The 19,465-nt window shown below is 54.9% G+C and carries 16 protein-coding genes; 9 read left to right on the top strand and 7 right to left on the bottom strand.

Features of this window, described 5'->3' with window-relative positions; translation table 11 throughout:
• The first annotated feature begins 115 nt into the window (after positions 1-115).
• Positions 116-865, top strand: a complete 750-nt coding sequence (locus METLA_RS0113635) for a proteasome-type protease (protein WP_024299071.1) — start codon at positions 116-118, stop codon at positions 863-865.
• A gap of 225 nt (positions 866-1,090) precedes the next feature.
• Here the strand turns inward: METLA_RS0113635 and METLA_RS0113630 are convergent, their stop codons facing one another.
• The 7 genes from METLA_RS0113630 to METLA_RS0113600 form a co-directional block, all read right to left on the bottom strand.
• Positions 1,091-2,686, bottom strand: coding sequence for an OprO/OprP family phosphate-selective porin (locus METLA_RS0113630; RefSeq protein WP_024299070.1), 1,596 nt, complete (start codon positions 2,684-2,686; stop codon positions 1,091-1,093).
• Positions 2,687-3,092: 406 nt separating this feature from the next.
• Positions 3,093-4,358, bottom strand: coding sequence for a coiled-coil domain-containing protein (locus METLA_RS0113625; RefSeq protein ID WP_024299069.1), 1,266 nt, complete (start codon positions 4,356-4,358; stop codon positions 3,093-3,095).
• A complete protein-coding gene (locus METLA_RS0113620) occupies positions 4,348-5,634 on the bottom strand; it encodes a hypothetical protein (protein WP_024299068.1) in 1,287 nt (428 codons plus the stop codon). Before METLA_RS0113620 ends, METLA_RS0113625 begins: the two co-directional genes overlap by 11 nt.
• Before the next feature lie 188 nt (positions 5,635-5,822).
• Positions 5,823-6,119 carry a SemiSWEET family sugar transporter gene (locus METLA_RS0113615; protein ID WP_024299067.1) on the bottom strand — a complete coding sequence of 99 codons (297 nt, stop codon included), beginning with the start codon at positions 6,117-6,119 and terminating at the stop codon, positions 5,823-5,825.
• Positions 6,120-6,184: 65 nt separating this feature from the next.
• Positions 6,185-7,489, bottom strand: a complete 1,305-nt coding sequence (gltA, locus tag METLA_RS0113610; protein ID WP_024299066.1) for a citrate synthase — start codon at positions 7,487-7,489, stop codon at positions 6,185-6,187.
• A gap of 64 nt (positions 7,490-7,553) precedes the next feature.
• Positions 7,554-8,204, bottom strand: a complete 651-nt coding sequence (locus METLA_RS0113605) for a bifunctional 4-hydroxy-2-oxoglutarate aldolase/2-dehydro-3-deoxy-phosphogluconate aldolase (protein WP_024299065.1) — start codon at positions 8,202-8,204, stop codon at positions 7,554-7,556.
• Between the two features lie 261 nt (positions 8,205-8,465).
• A complete protein-coding gene (locus METLA_RS0113600) occupies positions 8,466-9,788 on the bottom strand; it encodes an MFS transporter (protein ID WP_051459780.1) in 1,323 nt (440 codons plus the stop codon).
• Positions 9,789-9,943: 155 nt separating this feature from the next.
• Between METLA_RS0113600 and METLA_RS0113595 the strand changes: the two genes are divergently transcribed.
• The 8 genes from METLA_RS0113595 to pgl all read left to right on the top strand — a co-directional run bounded on the left by METLA_RS0113595 (position 9,944) and on the right by pgl (position 19,410).
• Positions 9,944-11,584 (top strand): ExeA family protein, encoded by a 1,641-nt coding sequence (locus METLA_RS0113595; RefSeq protein WP_024299063.1) that lies wholly within the window; start codon positions 9,944-9,946, stop codon positions 11,582-11,584.
• A 4-nt stretch (positions 11,585-11,588) separates the two neighbouring features.
• Positions 11,589-12,482: a general secretion pathway protein GspB gene (locus tag METLA_RS0113590; protein WP_024299062.1), complete on the top strand. Its 894-nt coding sequence runs from the start codon at positions 11,589-11,591 to the stop codon at positions 12,480-12,482.
• 340 nt (positions 12,483-12,822) lie between these two features.
• The gene (locus METLA_RS0113585) at positions 12,823-14,244 is read left to right on the top strand and encodes a hypothetical protein (RefSeq protein ID WP_024299061.1); all 1,422 of its coding nucleotides are present in this window, start codon (positions 12,823-12,825) and stop codon (positions 14,242-14,244) included.
• A 234-nt stretch (positions 14,245-14,478) separates the two neighbouring features.
• Entirely contained in the window at positions 14,479-15,030 is a 552-nt protein-coding gene (locus tag METLA_RS0113580) for an FMN-binding protein (protein WP_024299060.1), read from the top strand.
• A gap of 2 nt (positions 15,031-15,032) precedes the next feature.
• Complete coding sequence (locus METLA_RS0113575; protein WP_024299059.1) at positions 15,033-15,536, top strand: hypothetical protein; 504 nt, start codon at positions 15,033-15,035, stop codon at positions 15,534-15,536.
• Positions 15,537-15,609: 73 nt separating this feature from the next.
• The gene (gnd, locus tag METLA_RS0113570) at positions 15,610-17,055 is read left to right on the top strand and encodes a decarboxylating NADP(+)-dependent phosphogluconate dehydrogenase (RefSeq protein ID WP_024299058.1); all 1,446 of its coding nucleotides are present in this window, start codon (positions 15,610-15,612) and stop codon (positions 17,053-17,055) included.
• Between the two features lie 186 nt (positions 17,056-17,241).
• A complete protein-coding gene (gene zwf, locus METLA_RS0113565; RefSeq protein WP_024299057.1) occupies positions 17,242-18,726 on the top strand; it encodes a glucose-6-phosphate dehydrogenase in 1,485 nt (494 codons plus the stop codon).
• Positions 18,727-19,410, top strand: coding sequence for a 6-phosphogluconolactonase (gene pgl / locus METLA_RS0113560; RefSeq protein WP_024299056.1), 684 nt, complete (start codon positions 18,727-18,729; stop codon positions 19,408-19,410).
• The last annotated feature ends 55 nt before the right edge of the window (positions 19,411-19,465 follow it).

Here is a 19,465-nt window from a genome sequence, read left to right as displayed (position 1 = left end):
AAAGCGGCAGTTCGCGTGCGGATCAGAAATCATCATGACAGGAAAAAGATCGCTTTAAACCAAGCCATCTTCTAAAATGGTGCTGTTTGATTTCAGGATTATCGAGGGGATTGCAATGACGTATTGTGTGGGCTTGTTACTTAACGACGGTTTGGTGTTCGCGTCCGATTCGCGCACGAACGCCGGCGTCGATTATGTGACTTCGTTCAGCAAGCTGCATATCTTTACGCCGGCGCCGGACCGCTTCTTCGTGCTGTTGTCGGCGGGTAATCTGGCGACCACGCAGGGGGTGTTGAACCGTATCGTGCGCGATCTGGAATATCCTTCGGAGAGAGGCAGTTTGTTGAGCGCCCGCTATTTATTCGAAGCGGCCGACTATATCGGCAAAGTCAGCCAGGAAACGCAACGCGAGCACGGACCGGCCTTGCAGTCGTCCGGCGTCAGCGTCGAGACCACGTTGATTCTGGGCGGGCAGATTCAGGGGCAGAATCCGGGTTTGCTGCTGATTTATCCGCAAGGCAACTATTTCGAGGCGACGCCCGAGACGCCGTATTTGCAGATCGGTGAAACCAAATACGGCAAACCGGTTCTGGACCGCGCGGTCGGCGCGTTGACCGGCCTGGAGGAAGGCGCGCGGCTATTGTTGGTGTCGCTCGATGCCACCTCGCGTTCGAATGCCGCGGTCGGTCCGCCGTTCGAGGTGGCGATCTATCGGCGCGACGACATGAAGATCAGCCATCATCTGAAACTAGCCGCTAACGATCCGTATCTGACGCGATTGCAGCAGCGCTGGAACGAAGGGCTTTGCGCCACGCTGCACAGCCTTCCGGCATTCGACTGGGAAGCGCCGGCGGAATTATCGTAGATGATGTTGTCCTGCCTAAGACGCCTGTTCGGCGTCCTTTCGATACCCGGCGTTCACGTTGAAAAGCGGCTTTTTCCGCGGCCCCATTTAGCCAGCCTTTGCGTCTCCCCATAAAAAAAGCCGCACTGTCATAAAACAGTGCGGCTTTTGCTTGTCTATCACCTACTTTAGGTTCGTCGGTTTGGCTGGGGGATAAAACCTAACCTAACGAGCCTGATATAGCCGTTACCAATCAAGTTGGACACGCGTTTCAAGAATATCCAAATCCGCATTATTGAAGGCTAAACTACGTGTATCTGCTACGTCACCGGTATTAATATCCAGCGCATGAATATAGTTGGCCATCACACGGACATGCGAATTAGGATACCAGTTGATGCCAAACTTGGCGGTTTGGGCTTTACCACCATGAATCGGGCCGCTTTCCAGATCGATTGAATCGAAGCCTGTGGCAAGTTCCCAGGCGCCCCAACCGCCTTTCATATCAAAGTTGTGATTAGGCTTTATCCGATCCCAGGCGCCGGTTTTGGCTTTGTAAGCGCGCGACTCACCGGTTAAGAAATAGGTCATATAGGCGTAGTAACCATCCAGGGTGTCACCGTCATAGCCTTTGCCTGAAAGGTTCGTGGCAATATACTCGCCTTGTACAGAAAAGGGTCCGTAAACCAGAGCAGTTTCTGCGCCAAAACGGGTAAAATGATCAACTTGACGCGAATTTGCTGCCCCCAGGGCACCTGAAGTCAACTGTCCCGTATTTAAAATATTGGTACGGTCTACGTTGGTATCAAGGCCGTTGGCGAACGAAATACCACCATTACTAAATGTTTGATCAGCCTTATAATTGTTATTGACACTGATATAGGATCCCGAAGTACCCACATGCCAGAATTTGGTTTTGCTTTCCATCCAGGGCAGACCACTCACCCGCGCGTTGACTTCCCAATTGGTATCGCCACTGCCGTTATTGCGATTGCTGCCTCCGTTTGTATTGATTGAGCTGTTACTCGCTCCGTTGGCCCCAACAGGTTCGGTTTGGAGGGATGTAGCAGCCTGCCAGCGATCGGCTGAATAGTTGGCACCGATACCTACTTTGTAAGTATTGAGGTTGTCGATGAAGGTGTTGGTTATCATGTTACGCTCAATGAACGTAATGTAACGGTTACTGGTGGCTTCTTCTAAACTGAACGGCTCTTTAAAGGCACCGAATTTAACTGAAAACGGCTTGGAAAAATTATAACGGATGAATGCATCGGTAACCCCGGCGCCAGTCGTGCCGTTGCCTCGAGTAAAGTCATACTCAAATTTGTAATCGGTGTTTTTGAAAAAAGTCCCTTCAATGCCCAGACGCGCGCGACGAATACCTACGCCATCATTCAATTCATTAGGCAAAGCCGATCCGGTAGCAGGGGCGACTTGGTTGTTGAGATTGGTCTGCGAATCCACCTGCATGCGTCCGTTAATGCCGGCTGTAAAATTGCCGTCTCTGGTTGCAAAATGTATTCCGTCGTCGAGTTTGACTTTTACCGAGTCAGGCGCTGTAGCTTCTTGGGCATGCTCTTCAAGCGCCTTGATTTGGTTGTCTTTTAATGCCAACTCTTCGCGAATTGCTGCGATTTCGCCAGCGTTGCTCGTTTGCTCGGAGGTTTTCGCGGGTGCATCTTCGACTCTTTCGAACGAGCCCATTTTTTGCCGGTGCGGACCGGGTTCGGCATAAATCTGTTTGGTTTTGATATCGACGTATAGATCGATCGCAAAAGCAGATGAAGACGCTCCGGCGCCAAGGACAGTTGCCATGGCCAAGGTCAGTTTGGAAAAGTTCATGCGTTGCTCACAGTGATGATAGAAACTGCGGCAAGGATAGGGAATTCAGATGACAGAAAAATGACGGAAATGTTACGAAATGATGACAGCGCAACAAATCAGTGGGGTCGAAGCGAATTTACAACAGGCGGTAAGAAATCGGCGAAAAGGAGAGTTGACGCATACGAATTAGCAAGAGTGTTAGATTGTTCAAGTCAGGGTCTGCCTTATCAACAAGTATTGAAAAACATAACTTTATAAGACTAGAGTCGTGTTTCGATACGCATCAGGTGCATCGGTGCAACAACGCTTAAGCTTTTAAACAACAATGCAACGAGTAGCGCATGGCCGATGGTTTCGCTAAGCGGGACAATATCGGGGCCATCAGCCAGTTTTTACTGGATATGGCCCTCTTTCTTTAACTTTTTTACTGCGACTGTGACTGCTGCAGCGACAAACGATTCACCGCGTCGATGTCGTGCTCGGCTTCCTTGATCGCTCGCGACAATTCCGCGCGTTGTTTGTCCAGCACCAGCCATTCGATTTGCCGGTGCAGGTAGGCGTCCTTGTTTTTGGTCACTTCGACGCGCAGTTCCAGTTCCTTGATTTCGGCCTGCAACTGCATTTCCTTCAGGCGGGTTTGATGCTCGATGCGTTCGGCTTCGAGTTGCTCCTCGTATTTTTGTTGTTCGTGCTGCAATATTTCCTGCGCCTTGTATTCGGACTGCAGTTCCCTTTCTTTCAAGATCGCTTCGTGTTCGAGCTTTTTGGCGTGTAATTGCAGTTCCAGCTCTTGCTGGCGCGCCTGCTGCTCGATTTCATATTTCAGCGCGGCGGCCTGCTCGATGCTTTGCAGATGCTTTTCGTGGTTGATCTTTTCTTCATGCAGCTTGGCCTCGATCGCAAACTGATCGGCGTTTTGTTTTTCCTGGGTGGCCAGCAATAGGTGTTGGTTTTCGTTTTCCAGGGCCAGTTTTTGCTGCTGCAAGACATTCAGTTGATGCAGGTGCTCGAGACGCTCTTTTTCGAGCATTTGTTCCTGACGGGTCTTCTCGCGCGCCTGTTTTTCACGAAACTCGAAATTTTTTTCGAGGATGCTCAGATAAACGGCCTCCTGTGTGAAGCGTCCGTCGAGACCCTGGCTGTCTTCTATGTCGGCGAAGGCGGGGGTCAGCGAGCAAATCGCGCGGCACTTGATGTGTTTGACGGCCAGCGCTTCATTGATCGTGCGTTCGATCTGTCTTTCGGTCGCGGTCAATCCGGATTCTATCCAGTTGCCGTTGCGCAGGTTTCTGAGTTCGGCGTCGACGGTGGTCTTGATCAGGCCGTCATAGCCGGTTTTGATATGCGCGTTGATGTTCGAGAGTGTATCCAGGTTGCGTTCGGCATAGGTGAATGTCGCCTGGAAATGGATCGTCAACTGGGCTTCGATCGTGCAAAGCCCCCCGTACAGGCTGGTGGAGACCTTGATCGGCCATTCGGCAACCGGCAGCAGATAGACCTGATGGTAGAAGCGCGGAAAAAATTTCGCTGGATAGGCGAACAGCTTGTAATAAGGACCGAGCTTGGACAGGACGACGCGGCTCTCGCCGTCGAAGCCGGGGTCCCAGATTTCGTCTTCAAACTCGTCAGGGAATGTTTGCGGGGCGAGGCCGGCCAGCCAGGCGTCGAGCAGGGCTTGTTTATTCGTCATCGGACACCTCCAGCGCGACTTGTTGGCTCGCCGCCGGTAAGGCCTGTTGCGACTTCAGCGCGCGCAGTTGGGCGCTCATCCGCTCGGCGATCAAGGGATACAGATTCGGCGCAAACTCGACCGATTTGGAATCGATCTTGCGCAAGAAGCCGCGGCTCAACAAGAAGCCGACCGCAAACATCCGCGACCAGTCCGAATAACGCCGGGCTTTTTCGATTTCGGATTTTTCGATCACCATCTCGAGTTCGTCGTTTTCGTTGATTCTAAACTCGGTAAACTGGCGCAGGCATTCGAACACCAGTTCCTGTTCGCGCTCGCTCAAGGGGCCCGGCGCGGTGAATTCCAGGCGGTAGGACAAAAACACGGTAAAAAAATCCGCCATCGATGCGCACAGGAAAGCAAACAGTGAAAAGTCCTGCCACATCGCAAACGACGGCGTGATGCCCTGGACCACTTCGGAGTAAGTCATCAGAACCGGCATGTTCGGCGCAATTACACCGTTATTGGTCGCCATCTGGTTGAATTTGATCGAGACCTCCTGCAAACTGGAAACGATTTTCCGATAACGGTCTTCCGTATCGGGCGCCTTGATGTTCCACTCGGTCAGGCCGTTTTGCAGCACGCGGATATCCTGATTCAGTTTCTCGAAGTTTTGCACGACCTGCGCGGCTTCCTTTTTTTTGGTCTCGAAAACTTCTTTTTGATAACGGAAAAACGGCCCCTGGCCGACCATGTTTTTCTGCGTTTGCGGCGCATCCGGATGGGTGCCGAAATAGGCCTGGGTGACATTCGACGAAGCCTTGTCGAGTTCTTCCTGCTGCTGTTTCAAAACTCGGGTTTTGGTATCGGCGACGTTCTTCAGATAGACGTTCACATCGGAGCGGATTTTGTTCAGCCGGTCGATTTGAATCGTTTCTTTCTGCGAAATTTCATAGAACTTGAAATAAGAGAAGGTGATCGAGGCCGAAACCGCGACCAGCAAGGACACGAGCACGCTGAAGAAGCGAAATTTATTCGCTTTCCAGTGGATGCCGGCGATTTCCAGCGAGCTGATCACGATGATCGACTGGATCGCAACCGTGATGATCAGCGCAATCCAGGAGACGATGAAATGCGACAAGCCGTAAAAGGTGGTAAAACCTGTCGCCATACTCAGCATCAGCACAATCGGAATGGTCCATACTCTCAGGCCGGCAATAAACAGAGTCTGAATGCTGTTGATGATGCCGCCGATGCCGCCGGCATTGTGTGGTTTGTTTAGTCTATTGATGTTCATGGTTGCCAGATTGGGGATGAGTCGCGCGAAAAATCCCTCGGAATGGAGAAGGCGCCGATGCTTGAAATGAAACGCAGTCTATTTGATTTATAAGGAAAATGCAATTGGCGGCGCAGGGCAGACGCCAAGGTTTCGGGTAAGAAAACTCAGTTTTTCCGTTTACCGCCGCGGCCTTTCGGGAGGACTTTTCAGTGCTCTTCCGGCGTGTGCGGGCATTCCCGGCGGGTCAGTGAATTATAAATTTTGACGTACAGGATCGAGGCGGACAGCAGCAGGGTGACCGCATTCGCCGCGATGATCGCCAGATTGTGCAGAAAAAGGCCATAGATCAGCCAAAGCGACACGCCGAGCGTAAAGATGCCGTACATCGACAGCGAGAGCGCGGCGGTATCGCGGGTCCGGATCGTCAGAATTGCCTGCGGCAGGAACGAAGCGGTCGTCAATAGCGCGGCTGCATAGCCGATCACATCAGGCAGAGCGGGCATGCCGAGTACTCCAGTATTGCTCAGGAGACCTGCCGGGTTTTCTTATCCGGCTGGTCTTTATGACGTTAAACGGCTTTGCCATGCCGCGCCGGCACATCGCGGCGGGTGGCGCCGGTGTAAAGCTGTCTCGGCCGGCCGATTTTTTGCTCGGGATCGGCAATCATTTCGTCCCAATGCGAAATCCAGCCGACCGTGCGGCCCATCGCAAAGATCGCGGTAAACATCTTGCTCGGAATGCCGAGTGCATGCAGCACGATGCCGGAATAAAAATCGACGTTCGGGTACAGTTTTTTCTGGATGAAATACTCGTCTTCGAGCGCGATGCGTTCCAGTTCGATCGCCAGCTTGAACAAAGGATCGTCCTGCAATCCCAGTTCGTTCAGGACTTCATGGCAGGTCTCGCGCATCAGTTTGGCGCGCGGATCGTGATTTTTATAGACGCGGTGGCCGAATCCCATCAGCCGGAACGGATCGTTTTTGTCTTTCGCCTTGTTGATATAAAGGCCGATACGGGAAATATCCTTGATTTCCTGCAGCATGTTAAGCACTGCTTCGTTCGCGCCGCCGTGCGCCGCGCCCCACAGACAGGCGATGCCGGCGGTGATGCAGGCGAACGGGTTCGCGCCGCTGGAGCCGGCCAGGCGGACCGTCGAGGTCGAGGCGTTTTGTTCGTGGTCGGCATGCAGGATCAGAATCCGGTCGAGCGCCCTGACCAATACCGGATTCGGCACGAATTCATCGCACGGGGTCGACAGCATCATGCGCATGAAGTTTTCGACATAACTGAGTTTGTTTTGCGGATACATAAACGGCGAGCCGGTACTGTATTTGTGGCACATCGCCACGATCGTCGGCACCTTCGCCAAAAGCCGGATTGCGCTTATTTCACGGTCGCTTTTCGAGCGAATATCCAAGGCGTCGTGATAAAACGCGGACAACGCGCCGACGACGCCGACCATGATCGCCATCGGGTGCGCATCGCGGCGGAAACCCTTGAAAAAGTTGGTCAACTGATCATGCACCATCGTGTGCATCGTGATATTGCGCTCGAACTGCTGCAATTGATCGTAGTCCGGCAGTTCGCCTTCCAGCAACAGATAGCACACTTCCAGGAAGGTGCATTGCGTGGCCAATTGCTCGATCGGGTAGCCGCGGTACAGCAGGATGCCCGCTTCGCCGTCGATGTAGGTAATCGCGGAACGGCAACTGGCGGTCGAGGTAAAGCCAGGATCGTAGGTGAACATGCCGCCCTGTTTGTACAGGGACTGGACGTCCAGCACGTCGGGTCCCATGGTGCCGGACAACACCGGCAATGTACACAGTGGCTCGGATTCGGGAGTGGATAGGACGATAGCGCTGGGCTTGTTCATGATGGTCAATCTCGGTTGTGGCGCCGATGCGGCGTGTCTTACTTAGTGTCGTTTTCGAAAGCAATTAATCGGGATTGGCGTTAACAATCGCCTGTCTCGCCAGTTCGGTGACTTTCGCCCAGTCTTTCGCATTCAGCGCATCCTGGGGGGCGAGCCATGAACCGCCGACGCAGGCGACATTGGGTAATTTGAGGTAGGCCTGATAATTTTCGGGCGAGATGCCGCCGGTCGGGCAAAAGGTCGCCTGCGGAAAAGGGCCCGCAATCGATTTCAGCATCGGAATGCCGCCCGCGGCTTCGGCCGGGAAAAACTTGAAATGATCCAGGCCGTATTCCATGCCGAGCATCAGTTCGGACAGGGTCGCAATGCCGGGAATCAGCGCGATGTTGCCTTTCACCGCCGCATTCAGCAACGAGGCGGTGATGCCGGGGCTGATCGCGAACACCGCGCCGGCGTCCGCCGCGGCTTGTAATTGCTGAGGGTTCGCTATCGTGCCGGCGCCGACGATCGCGCCTTCGACTTCCCGGCTGATCCTGTTGATCGCCTCCAGCGCGACCGGTGTGCGCAAGGTAATTTCCAGCACGCGGATGCCGCCCGCGACCAAGGCTGTCGCCAATGGCACCGCGTCGTCAAGATTTTTGATGACCATGACCGGTATCACGGGGCCGGCGGTCAAAACTTCGTTAGGCTGAATTTTCCAGTGCTGATTTGCCATGTGTTCGTATGAGATTGGGGTGATAATGTCGGTCTTCCATGACATTAAAGTGTTTAAGGATCGCCCGGAACAAGGCTCCAGGCTATTGATTTTCGGCGATAAAAGCGGTCATTTCCTCATTTGGCGGAGACGGGCTCGGCGCCAGCAAGGGTGAAACTCTCCACCAAAATCATGATTTTAATATCTATAACATTGTATCGAGCGGTGGGCAAATGTCAAAAAAGGAAAAACAAGTCTATGAATCCAACGCAATAGTATCGATTAGCTATTGAATCCAAGCCGCTTACGCTTTTTTGCCCCATCCGATTTCTTCCTCGCTTCGGCTGGCGCGGCAACGAAAATCAGTAATACGCCCGCCGCCATCGTTGCCGCGAGCAGCGGCAGCGCCAGCTTGAAATCGCCGGTCGCGGTCTTCAGCCAGGCCACGATAGAGGGGCCCGCAAAGCCGCCCAGATTGCCGATCGCATTGATCAGCGCCAGGCCCGAGGCCTTGGCCGGACCTTCTTTCAACAGCGTGTGCGGCAGGGTCCAGAACGGCGCGAGGATGCTCCAGATGCCGGCCGCCGCGATCGTGATCGCGCCTATCGCCAGGACCGGCGATTCGAGATAAGGACTCAGCGCGAACGCCGCGGCGGCCACCCAGGCGCAGATTACGATGTGCCAGCGCCGCTCGCGGGTCTTGTCCGAGTGCGCGCCGACGATCACCATCACGATCACGGTCGCGAGGTAGGGCAGGCCGGTCAGCAGCGCGGTGTGTACATTGTCGAGTCCTGACCAGGTTTTGATCATTTGCGGCAGCCACAGGCTGATGCTGTAATAATTGATCACCACCGCAAAATAGATCAGCGCCAGCAGCCAGACCTTCGGGTGGCGCAGCGCCTGGCCCAGATCGGCGGCGTGATGGTGCGAGTCGGCCTGCTGTTCGGCGGCCAGCGTGCGTTCGAGCCAGGCCTTCTCTTCCGCATTGAGCCAGGTTGCCTTGGCGGGACGATCGGTCAGCCAGAAATACAGTATGAAACCGAACAGCACCGAGGGCGCGCCCTCGGCCAGAAACAGCCATTGCCAGCCCTGCAACCCGAAGGCGCCGTCCATGCCGAGCAAGAGTCCTGCCAGCGGCGCGCCGAGCACGCCGGAGGCCGCGGTCGCGGTGATCAACAAGGCGCCGTACTTGGCCCTGACCGGCGCCGGAAACCAATAGCTGAAATACAGGATCATGCCCGGAAACGAGCCCGCTTCGGCGAGGCCGAGCAGAAAGCGCAGCACATAAAAGCCTTGCGGCGTTTCGATGGTGACCATCGCGCAGCAAATCAGTCCCCAGGTGATCATGATCCGGGTCAGCCACAGTTTCGCGCCGACTTTTTCGAGGATCAGATTGCTCGGTATCTCGAACAGCATGTAGCCGACAAAAAAGATGCCCGCGCCGAAGCCGTAAACCGTATCGCTAAACTGCAGCGCATCCTTCATCTGCAATTGGGCGAAACCCACGCACAGGCGGTCGAGATAGGCCAGGATATAGATGATGTAGAGCGGCGGCAACAGGCGCCAGGCCAGTTTGCTGTACAGATGAGTTTCGTTGATAGGCATGATCACAAGGGGGTTGGCGGCTGTGGCCGGAAGCTTCGAGATTATAAACGTAATAAACGCGCGGCAGCGCCGAATCGTGACGCCGATTTTTACGCCTTTGGCCGCGTATAGGGTAAAATCTGAGACTGATCTCTTTTTCCTGCCGAAACGCCGCTATGTACAAACAGTATTTTCATTTTGCGGAATTACCGTTTTCGATAGCCCCCGATCCGCATTTCATGTATATGAGCCGCCGCCATCAGGAAGGCTTGGCGCATCTGCTTTACGGCATTACCGTCGGCGGCGGCTTTGTTGCGTTGACCGGCGAAGTCGGCACCGGCAAGACGACCTTGTGCCACTGTCTGTTGAAAGAGTTGCCGGACACTATCGACATCGCCCTGATCCTGAATCCGAAGTTGAATGCGATCGAACTGTTGGCGACGATCTGCGACGAGCTGGGCATCGCCTATGACAAACAACAACAGACGCTGAAACAGTTGGTCGATGCGTTGAATCATTATTTGCTCGCCAAACATGCCGCCGGGCGGCGCACCGTGCTGCTGCTCGACGAAGCGCAAAACTTGAGCCTGGAAGTGCTCGAACAGATTCGCCTGTTAACCAATCTGGAAACCAGCAAAACCAAATTGCTGCAAATCATCCTGGTCGGCCAGCCCGAATTGAAGCAGATGCTCAAACGCCAGGATCTCAGGCAGCTCAATCAAAGGATTACCGCGCGCTATCATTTGCTGCCGTTGTCGTTTGTCGAAACCCGCGCCTATATCCGCCACCGCCTGCGGGTTTGCGGCGGCGATCCCGATCTATTCAAGGACCGGGCGATCCGCAAGATTTATAAACTGTCGGCCGGCATTCCCAGAATCATCAACATACTGTGCGACCGCGCCCTGCTTGGCGCCTACGCCGGCAACGCCCCGCAGGTGACGCCCGCCATGGTCAACACCGCCGCGCAGGAAACACTCGCGCCGGCCGAGACAAAACTGCCGAGACTGGGTTTGGCGCTGGGCTTGCTGCTCGGCGGTATCGCGCTTGGCGCTTATTATTACGCCCCGGATCGTTTCGCGGCGGTCAAGAGCCGGCTTATTGAACCTCGCCAGGTCGAAACCGTCGTAGCAAAGCCCGCGCCGGTCGTGACAGAAACCGTAGCGGCCGCGCCGAAGATCGAACCACTGCAGCAACCCAAGCCGCTTCAATTTGCCGAATGGATGGCCGATCCGCGTTCTACGCTGCAATTGGGCTTCGCGAATGCATTCAAAGCGCTCGGAAAAACGCCGCCTTCGGTCGCGACGGCCGATTGCGAAACGGTCAAGACTGCCGGAGTTTTATGCCAGCTCGGCAAGGCCAGCTGGAAGGAAGTGCTGGCGATGAAGCGGCCGGCCATTCTGGAATTTGTGCTCCTGAACGAAGAAAAGCGCTATGCGCTGTTGACCGGCATCAAGCAAGGAAACCCCGTGTTGATCGCAAGCGAGCAGCATGATTTTGCGCTGGCCGATGTGTTGAATCATTGGAACGGCTATTATTTATTGTTATGGGAGCCGCCGGGGGCGGATTCGCGAACAATTTTTCCGGGGCAATGGTCAGATAGAGTCGTCTGGCTTCGTCAGCAAATGGCCGCTTTCGATGGCTTGAATCCGCCTGTGCCCGTGCCGCAAACATTCGATCAGGACCTGAAGGCGCGCGTGATCAAATTCCAACACCAGCATCACCTGGCCGAAGATGGTGCGGTGGGCGCCCAAACTCTGTTTTATCTCGATAATTTGACCGAGGCGTCGAACAGGCCTCATCTCCATCTAACCGATTAACGCCATGTCTTATATTCTCAATGCTTTACGCAAGTCGGAGCAGGAACGGCAAGCCCAGCAGCCGGAAACCGTCACCGAACAAGTGCTGATGCCGCCGCCGCAAAAAAGCCGGAAAACCGCCGTGCTGATCGGCGGGCTGCTGGCCGTCAATCTGCTGGCCGTGCCTTTGATGGTCTGGTATCTGAAAAATGCCGATGAGGCGCCGGCCAAACCGCAGGCCGGCGTGCAGCCGGTGCAGGCAAAAGCCGCGCCAAAGCCGCCGCTGCCGGCTGCCGTTGAAGTACGCGATGATGCGGCTGATGTCGAACAAGACGAAGAGGAAATGATGGAGTCGGTGGCCGAGCCGGATAGACCGGCGGCTGCGGCAAACACAAAAACGCCTTCGATCGAAGAATTGGCCGCGGCAAAACAGGCCGAGGCACAGAAAGCGGCAAAGCCGGCTCAAGAAGATAAAAAGGCGCCCGCCGTTCAGACCGCTCAAGCGCGCCCTGCTGCCGCAATCAGCCCACAGGAACAACTCAGGCAGAAAATCCAATCCAGACGTGCCCAACGTCTGCTGCTGGCGGAAAACGCGGACAGTCTTGATGCACAGGAAGATGCCGAACCGGAAGCCAAGACCAAGGCGGCAATGGCAAACAAGGCAGATGACGCGCCGGCAGCCAAGCAGGGAATTCCTCTATTCAAGGAACTGCCCTATGATTTCCGCAGCTCCGCGCCGAAGATGACGATCAATGTCTTTATGTACGACAACAAGCCCGAGGATCGCTTCGTCGTGTTGAACATGACCAAGTACAAGGCCGGCCAAACGACCAAGGATTCGGTCGAAATCAAGGAAATTCGCGCCGACGGCGTGGTCGCGAGTTACGGAGGCAAGGTTTTTCGCATCGAGCGGCCTTGAAAACACAAACAGTTTGAGCCTTTCACAACGCATACTTTCCTCTTAGGGTTTCCACGTCTTGCGTGGAAGCTCTGCCAAGGACGCTCCGGGTCATGAGACGCGGAGCGCTCATCGTTTTACACCAGGCCTTTTATTCCGGCAGGTATGACGGAATCGGCCAAAGTCCCGCATGCCGATACACCAAAATCCAACCCCTTTCCGCAAAGACTGATCGAGCCATAGGAGGTTTTATGGCGGGATAGCCATTCTTTAAATTTGATAACAAATGATAATCATTTGTAATTACAAAATTGTTTGCACTATAATCCCAGAAAAATTTTATTTTTGGGGGGTAGTGATGATGATCGATCGAAAAATTTTGTTGAGGGGAAGTGCTTTAGCCGTGCTGGCGGCGTTGAATACGCCGGCCGAGGCGCTGCAAAAACCGCAAACGATGGAAGAAATGTGGAAAATCATCGAGGCGCAGCAAAAGCAGATCGATGAAATGAAGACCTTGATGGCGGATGCGACCAAGAAGCAGGAGTCTCCGGCACCGCAAGGTAACGTCAAAACGCTGGAGCGTAAGACCGATATTTTGAGTCAGGAAGTCGAAAAACTGCGGACCAATCTGGTGATTCCGGAAGAACCCAAGTACAAGAGCGCCTATGGTCTGGGCCCGGCCGCCTCGAAGGTCTATCAGGTCGGTAAGGGCTTGTCGATCGGCGGTTACGGCGAAGCGATCTATCAGGCCAATGTCGGCGAGAAAGGCGATAACAAAGACAACGCCGATCTCGAACGGATGGTGCTTTATGCCGGTTACAAGTTTACCGACCGCATCCTTTTCAATAGTGAACTGGAATTCGAACACGCCACGACCGGTGAAGGTGATGAAGAGAAGGGCGAAGTCTCGGTCGAATTTGCCGCGTTGGACTTCTTTTTACACAAAATGGCCAATGTTCGCGCCGGCTTAGTGCTGATGCCAATGGGTTTCATCAACCAGATTCACGAACCTCCTTTCTTCTTCGGTAACCACCGTCCAGAAGTCGAGCAAAGGATTATCCCTTCAACTTGGCGGGAAGTGGGATTGGGATTGTTCGGTCAACTCACAGACGACCTGGCTTATACAGCCTACGCCGTCAATGGCTTGGATGCGTCCGGCTTCAGTTCTGACGGTATTCGTGAAGGCCGCGGCGGCGGCAGCCAGGCTAAAGCCGAAAACTTCGGGTTTGTCGGCCGTTTCGACTACACGCCGAAGGCTGTGCCGGGCGTCATGGTCGGCGGCTCCGCCTATTTTGGCAAGTCCGGGCAGAATCAGACCTTTGCAGGTCAACACCCGGATGTCTTTACGCAATTGTATGAAGGCCATTTGCAATGGAAATACCGCGGGTTTGAATTCCGTACATTGGGATCGTGGGGGCATGTCGGTGATGCCGATCTGTTGAGCCTGGATTCCCGATTGAACCAAACTCCAGAAAATGCACAAATCATCGGCGCCGAGAGTTTCGGCTGGTATGCGGAAGCCGGCTATGACGTTTTGCCTTGGTTGTTCAAGGATACAACACAATATCTCGCGCCATTCGTCCGTTATGAACGTCTGGATACGATCGCCAAAGCGCCGAACGGCTTTCCGGATGACCCGACCAAAGACTGGCAAATTTACCAGGCGGGCATACAGTACAAACCGATTCCGAATGTCGTGATCAAGGCCGATTACCGGAATCGTGTCGCCAAACAAGGACCGCTTTCTGACGACTTCAATTTGGGCTTCGGCTTCATTTTCTAGGCCTGAGCCATTCGCCTTGTTGCAGTATGATATGATATGAAATCATTGTCGCTCCGCGAGAATTTGCATGTATTGGCCCGATAATCCGCAAGTCTTCGCATAAGGCGCCGAAATCACGGTTTTGTGGTTCGGCGGTCTTGGGGCGTTGCTTATACCAACCGCCAGCATTCGATTTTCCTGTCGCACGGATTTTCGGATATTGGCGGTTTGTTTTCTTGATGTTGGAGAGTCTAAATGAAAGCAATCAGGCAAAGGGGAGGATTTCTTCTCTTTTTATTTCTGGTGACTGCGGTAACGCAGAGCTTCGCGACAATTTTCTACAGTAAAAACGAAGCGCTTGAACTGGCATTTGGCAAAGACAAGCAAGTCGAATTGTTATCGCTTTTCCCTGACGAGAGTCAGACGGCTAAAATTCAGGAGTTGGCAAAAGTCAAACTCGAATCGGGCCTGTTCACGTTCTATGTCGGCAAGGAGCAGGACAAAATCTTGGGCTATGCCGCGATCGAAACGATTACGGTCAGAACCAAGCCGGAAACGCTGATGATCGTGCTGACACCTGAAGGCGAGTTGCGCAATGTCTATACGCTCGCTTTTCACGAGCCGCCCGAATACATGCCACCGGAGCGCTGGTTCGAGCGACTGTACAAACGTCCACTCACGGACATGGATTTCAGCAAGGGCGTGGACGGCATCAGCGGCGCGACGTTGAGCACGCGTGCCGGCCTCAGCAGCGTCCGCAAGGTGATGGCGATGTATCAGGTCATGATCAAGGATCAAAAGCAATAGCCATGCGTTATTTCGTGACCGGCGAACAACACCGGAAATCCCTTCTCAATGCGCTGGTGCTGATGTTTCTGGGCTATATCGTGCTGCTGTGGCTCAGCAACGGCCTGATGTATTTTCACCGGATGGATCTGACTCCCGAATCGGTCAAACTCTACTACTTGGGTTCCGAAGAGCAATTCAAGCCGCCGCGCAGTTATGAGGGCATGCTCGAAGTCTCGCATTTCCATCTGTTTTCGATGGGCATGCTGGTCGTGACCTTGACCCATCTGATGCTGATGACCGATTTTTCGACGCGGCTCAAAATCTGGGTCAGCGGTCTGACTTATGTTTCTGCCATCGCCGATGAAGCGGGCGGCTGGCTGGTCCGCTTCGTGCATCCGCACTTCGCCTATTTCAAGATCGGGGCCTTTTTGCTGCTGGAGTCTTCGCTGGCCGTTTTGTTGGTCGTGGTGATCTTTGCGATGATCCGCGCGCGTGTCAGGATGCACCAAAGCCATCCCGGTTAACTGTCTGTTAACCGCATTTGCTATCGGCTATGATAAACTTTAGCTGAACCTAACACTCACGGAAAACACATTGATGAAAGCAAATATCGGATTGATCGGCCTCGCGGTGATGGGCCAAAACCTGGTGTTGAACATGAACGACCACGGCTTCAAGGTCGCGGTTTATAACCGCACCACCAGCACGGTCGATGAATTTCTGGCAGGCCCCGCGAAGGGCACACAGGTGGTCGGTACGCATTCGCTCGAAGCACTCGTCGACAGCCTCGAAACGCCGCGCATCGTGATGTTAATGGTCAAGGCCGGCGACGTGGTCGATCAATATATCGAAAAACTGCTGCCGCTGTTGGCGCCGGGCGACATCATCGTCGACGGCGGCAATTCGTTGTTTACCGACACCAACCGCCGCACCCAATATCTTGCGGACTTAGGTCTCAATTTCATCGGCGCCGGGGTTTCCGGCGGCGAGGAAGGCGCGCGCAACGGACCTTCGATTATGCCCGGCGGCAACAAGGCGGCCTGGGCGGCGGTCAAGCCGATTTTCCAGGCGATCAGCGCGAAGGTCGGCGGCGAACCCTGCTGCGAATGGGTCGGCGACAACGGCGCGGGTCACTATGTCAAGATGGTGCACAACGGCATCGAATACGGCGACATGCAGCTGATCTGCGAAGCCTATCAATTGCTGTCCGAAGGCCTGGGTCTTTCTGCCGACGAATTGCACGAAATTTTCGCCGAATGGAACCGCGGCGAACTGAGCTCATACCTGATCGAAATCACCGCGAACATCCTGGCTTATAAGGACGCAGACGGCCAGCCGCTGCTCGAAAAAATCCTCGATACCGCCGGCCAAAAAGGCACCGGCAAATGGACCGGCATCAATGCGCTGGATCTCGGCATTCCGTTGACGCTGATCGGCGAGTCGGTCTTCGCACGCTGCCTGTCCGCGCAAAAGGACGAACGCGTCAAGGCCGCGAAGGTTCTGCCGAAACAGCAGGGCGCATTCAGCGGCGACAGGAAGGCGATGATCGATGCGGTCCGCGACGCCTTGTATGCGGCCAAGATCATTTCCTATGCGCAAGGTTTCCGGTTGATGCGGGAAGCGGCAAAAGAATACAAACTGGCGCTGAATTATGGCGAAATCGCGCTGATGTGGCGCGGCGGCTGCATCATCCGCAGTCAGTTCTTGAACGACATCAAACAGGCCTACAACAAAAATCCGGATCTCGAAAACCTGTTGCTCGACGATTTCTTCACCGCCGAAATGAAGAAGGCCGAAGCCGGCTGGCGCAAGGCGGTCATTCTGGGTATCGAGCTCGGAATCCCGACCCCGGCGTTCTCGTCTGCCTTGGCTTACTTCGACGGCTACCGGACCGAAAGACTGCCGGCCAATCTGTTGCAGGCGCAGCGCGACTATTTCGGCGCACATACCTATGAGCGGATCGACCAGCCGCGCGGCCAGTTCTTCCATACCGACTGGACCGGACAAGGCGGCAAGGTCGCTTCGTCTACTTACAACGCATAAAACCGCAAGCGTTCCCGCGCTCCTGCGCGGGAACGCAAGTTGCGCCGCTTCGGCGGTGCGTGACGTAGCCCGGATGCAGCGTAGCGGAATCCGGGAGTGGAGGAACACCGGCCTCCCCGGATTCCACTGCGTTTCATCCGGGCTACACACCATAATCTTTGCGCCCTTAACCTTATCGACTTTCCCATGAACGCCGAACCCTGTACCTACGTAATCTTTGGCGCCACCGGCAACCTCTCCCGAATCAAGCTGATGCCGGCGCTCTATCATCTCGATGTTGCGAAACAATTGCCCGAAGGCACCCGCATTGTCGCGGTCGGCCGCCGGCCCTGGGACCAGCAGAAATGGCTGGCCGAAGTCAGGGAAATGATCCAGAGCAAGGTCAAGGCCGATTTCGACGAGGCGGTCTTCCAGAGTTTCAGTCAGCGCCTTTACTATCATCAGGCGGACATCCAGAAGCCCGAAGACTACAAGGCATTGGCCGAACTTTTGAACGGCAAACAAGCATTTTCGCGGAACATCGCGTTTTATCTGTCGATCAGCCCGTCCGATTTCGGCACCGTGCTCGAACAATTGAGTCATAACCATTTGTTTGACGAAGAACTGGGCTGGCGGCGTGTGATCATCGAAAAACCGTTCGGCTATGATCTGGACAGCGCGCAGGCCCTGCAAAAACGCATCAGCCATTATCTGACCGAGGAGCAGATTTATCGGATCGATCACTATCTCGGCAAGGGCATGGTGCAAAACGTGCTGGTGTTCCGCTTCGCGAACGTGATGCTGGAACCCTTGTGGAACCGCAACTACATCGATCATATCCAGATCACCCATTCGGAAGAAATCGGCATCGACAGCCGCGGCGACTACTATAACGGCGCCGGCGCTCTGCGCGACATGCTGCAAAGCCATCTGCTGCAACTTTTGACCCTGGTCGCGATGGAGCCGCCGGTGTCGATGGAGGCCGAGGCGCTGCGCGATGAAAAGGTCAAGGTATTGAAATCGATCCGCCCGATTCCGAAAGAAGCGGTGCACGCGCATGCCCACCGCGGCCAGTACGCGGCCGGCACGGCCAAAGGCGAGAAGGTCAAAGGCTACTTGCAGGAAGACAGCATCCCGGCGGACAGCGTGACCGAAACCTATGCCTCGATGAAGCTTTACATTGACAACTGGCGCTGGCGCGGCGTGCCGTTCTATATGCGCACCGGCAAACGCATGGCGAAGGCGCAGTCGACCATCTCGATCTGCTTCCGTCATCCGCCGCTGCAATTTTTCCGCGGCACCAACGTGAACTGCATGAGCCCTAACTGGGTGCTGCTCGGCATTCAGCCCGACGAATGCATCAAGATCGAAATGACCGTGAAGGAGCCGGGCCTCGAAATGGACACCCGCTCGACCACGCTGGATGCGAGTTTCCGCAATCATGACGAAAAGGCGATCGACGCTTATGAAGACCTGCTGCTCGATGTGCTGAAGGGCGACCGTTCGCTGTTCCTGCGCTTCGACGAGGTCGAGCACGCCTGGCGCATCGTCGATCCGATCCTGCAAACCTGGGCGGTCGAGCGCGACTATATCGCGACCTATGCTGCCGGTTCGTGGGGACCGGAAGACAGCCGCCTGTTCGATAAAGACAGCCAATTCTGGCGCAGTTCATTAACCCCGGAGTGTAAATAAATGCAAAAAAACGCCAACTGGCGGACGTTCGCGACCGCCGATCAGGTGGCCGAAGCCGCTTGTGCACAAATCTTGACTGCGGCCGAAGCGGCCATCGCCGAGCGCGGCCGCTTCAAACTGGTATTGGCGGGAGGCACCACGCCGGAAAAAGTCTATCGTTTGCTCAGCAAGGCGGAAACCGACTGGTCGAAATGGTATATCTATTATGGCGATGAACGCTGCCTGCCGGCCGATCATGCGGACCGCAACAGCATGATAGCGACGCAGACATTGCTCGCGCAGGTGCCGATTCCGTCTGCACAAATCTTCACGCTTCCGGCCGAACTCGGTCCTGAAGAGGGCGCCCTGCAATACCGCCAAACGGTCGCCGATGCGCTGCCTTTCGACATGGTGCTGCTCGGCATGGGCGAAGACGGGCATACCGCCAGCCTGTTCCCCGGACATGTGCACAACCCCGATGAGCTGACGCATCCGGTTTACAATTCGCCGAAGCCGCCGCCCGAGCGCGTTTCGGTCAGCGCCAAGGCATTGAGCGACACCCGCCGATTGATTTTTTTGATCACCGGTAAAAACAAACAAGAGCCGGTCAAACAGTGGCGCGAAGGTGCGGATTTGCCGGTCGCCACGATCGAACCGGCAACGCCGGTTGAGATTTACATCGACAGCGAAGCCCTGCCATCCTGATGTTTTTCGAACGTCGGCGCATTTCGGTTGCGCCGACGCTTTTTCCGTTCGCCCC

Origin of the sequence: Methylomicrobium lacus LW14 (genome assembly GCF_000527095.1) — a bacterium.
In the GTDB taxonomy this organism is placed as follows: Bacteria; Pseudomonadota; Gammaproteobacteria; order Methylococcales; family Methylomonadaceae; genus Methylomicrobium; species Methylomicrobium lacus.
The sequence above is the reverse complement of the archived record's forward strand: the minus strand, read 5'-3'. Positions and strand labels throughout refer to the sequence as shown.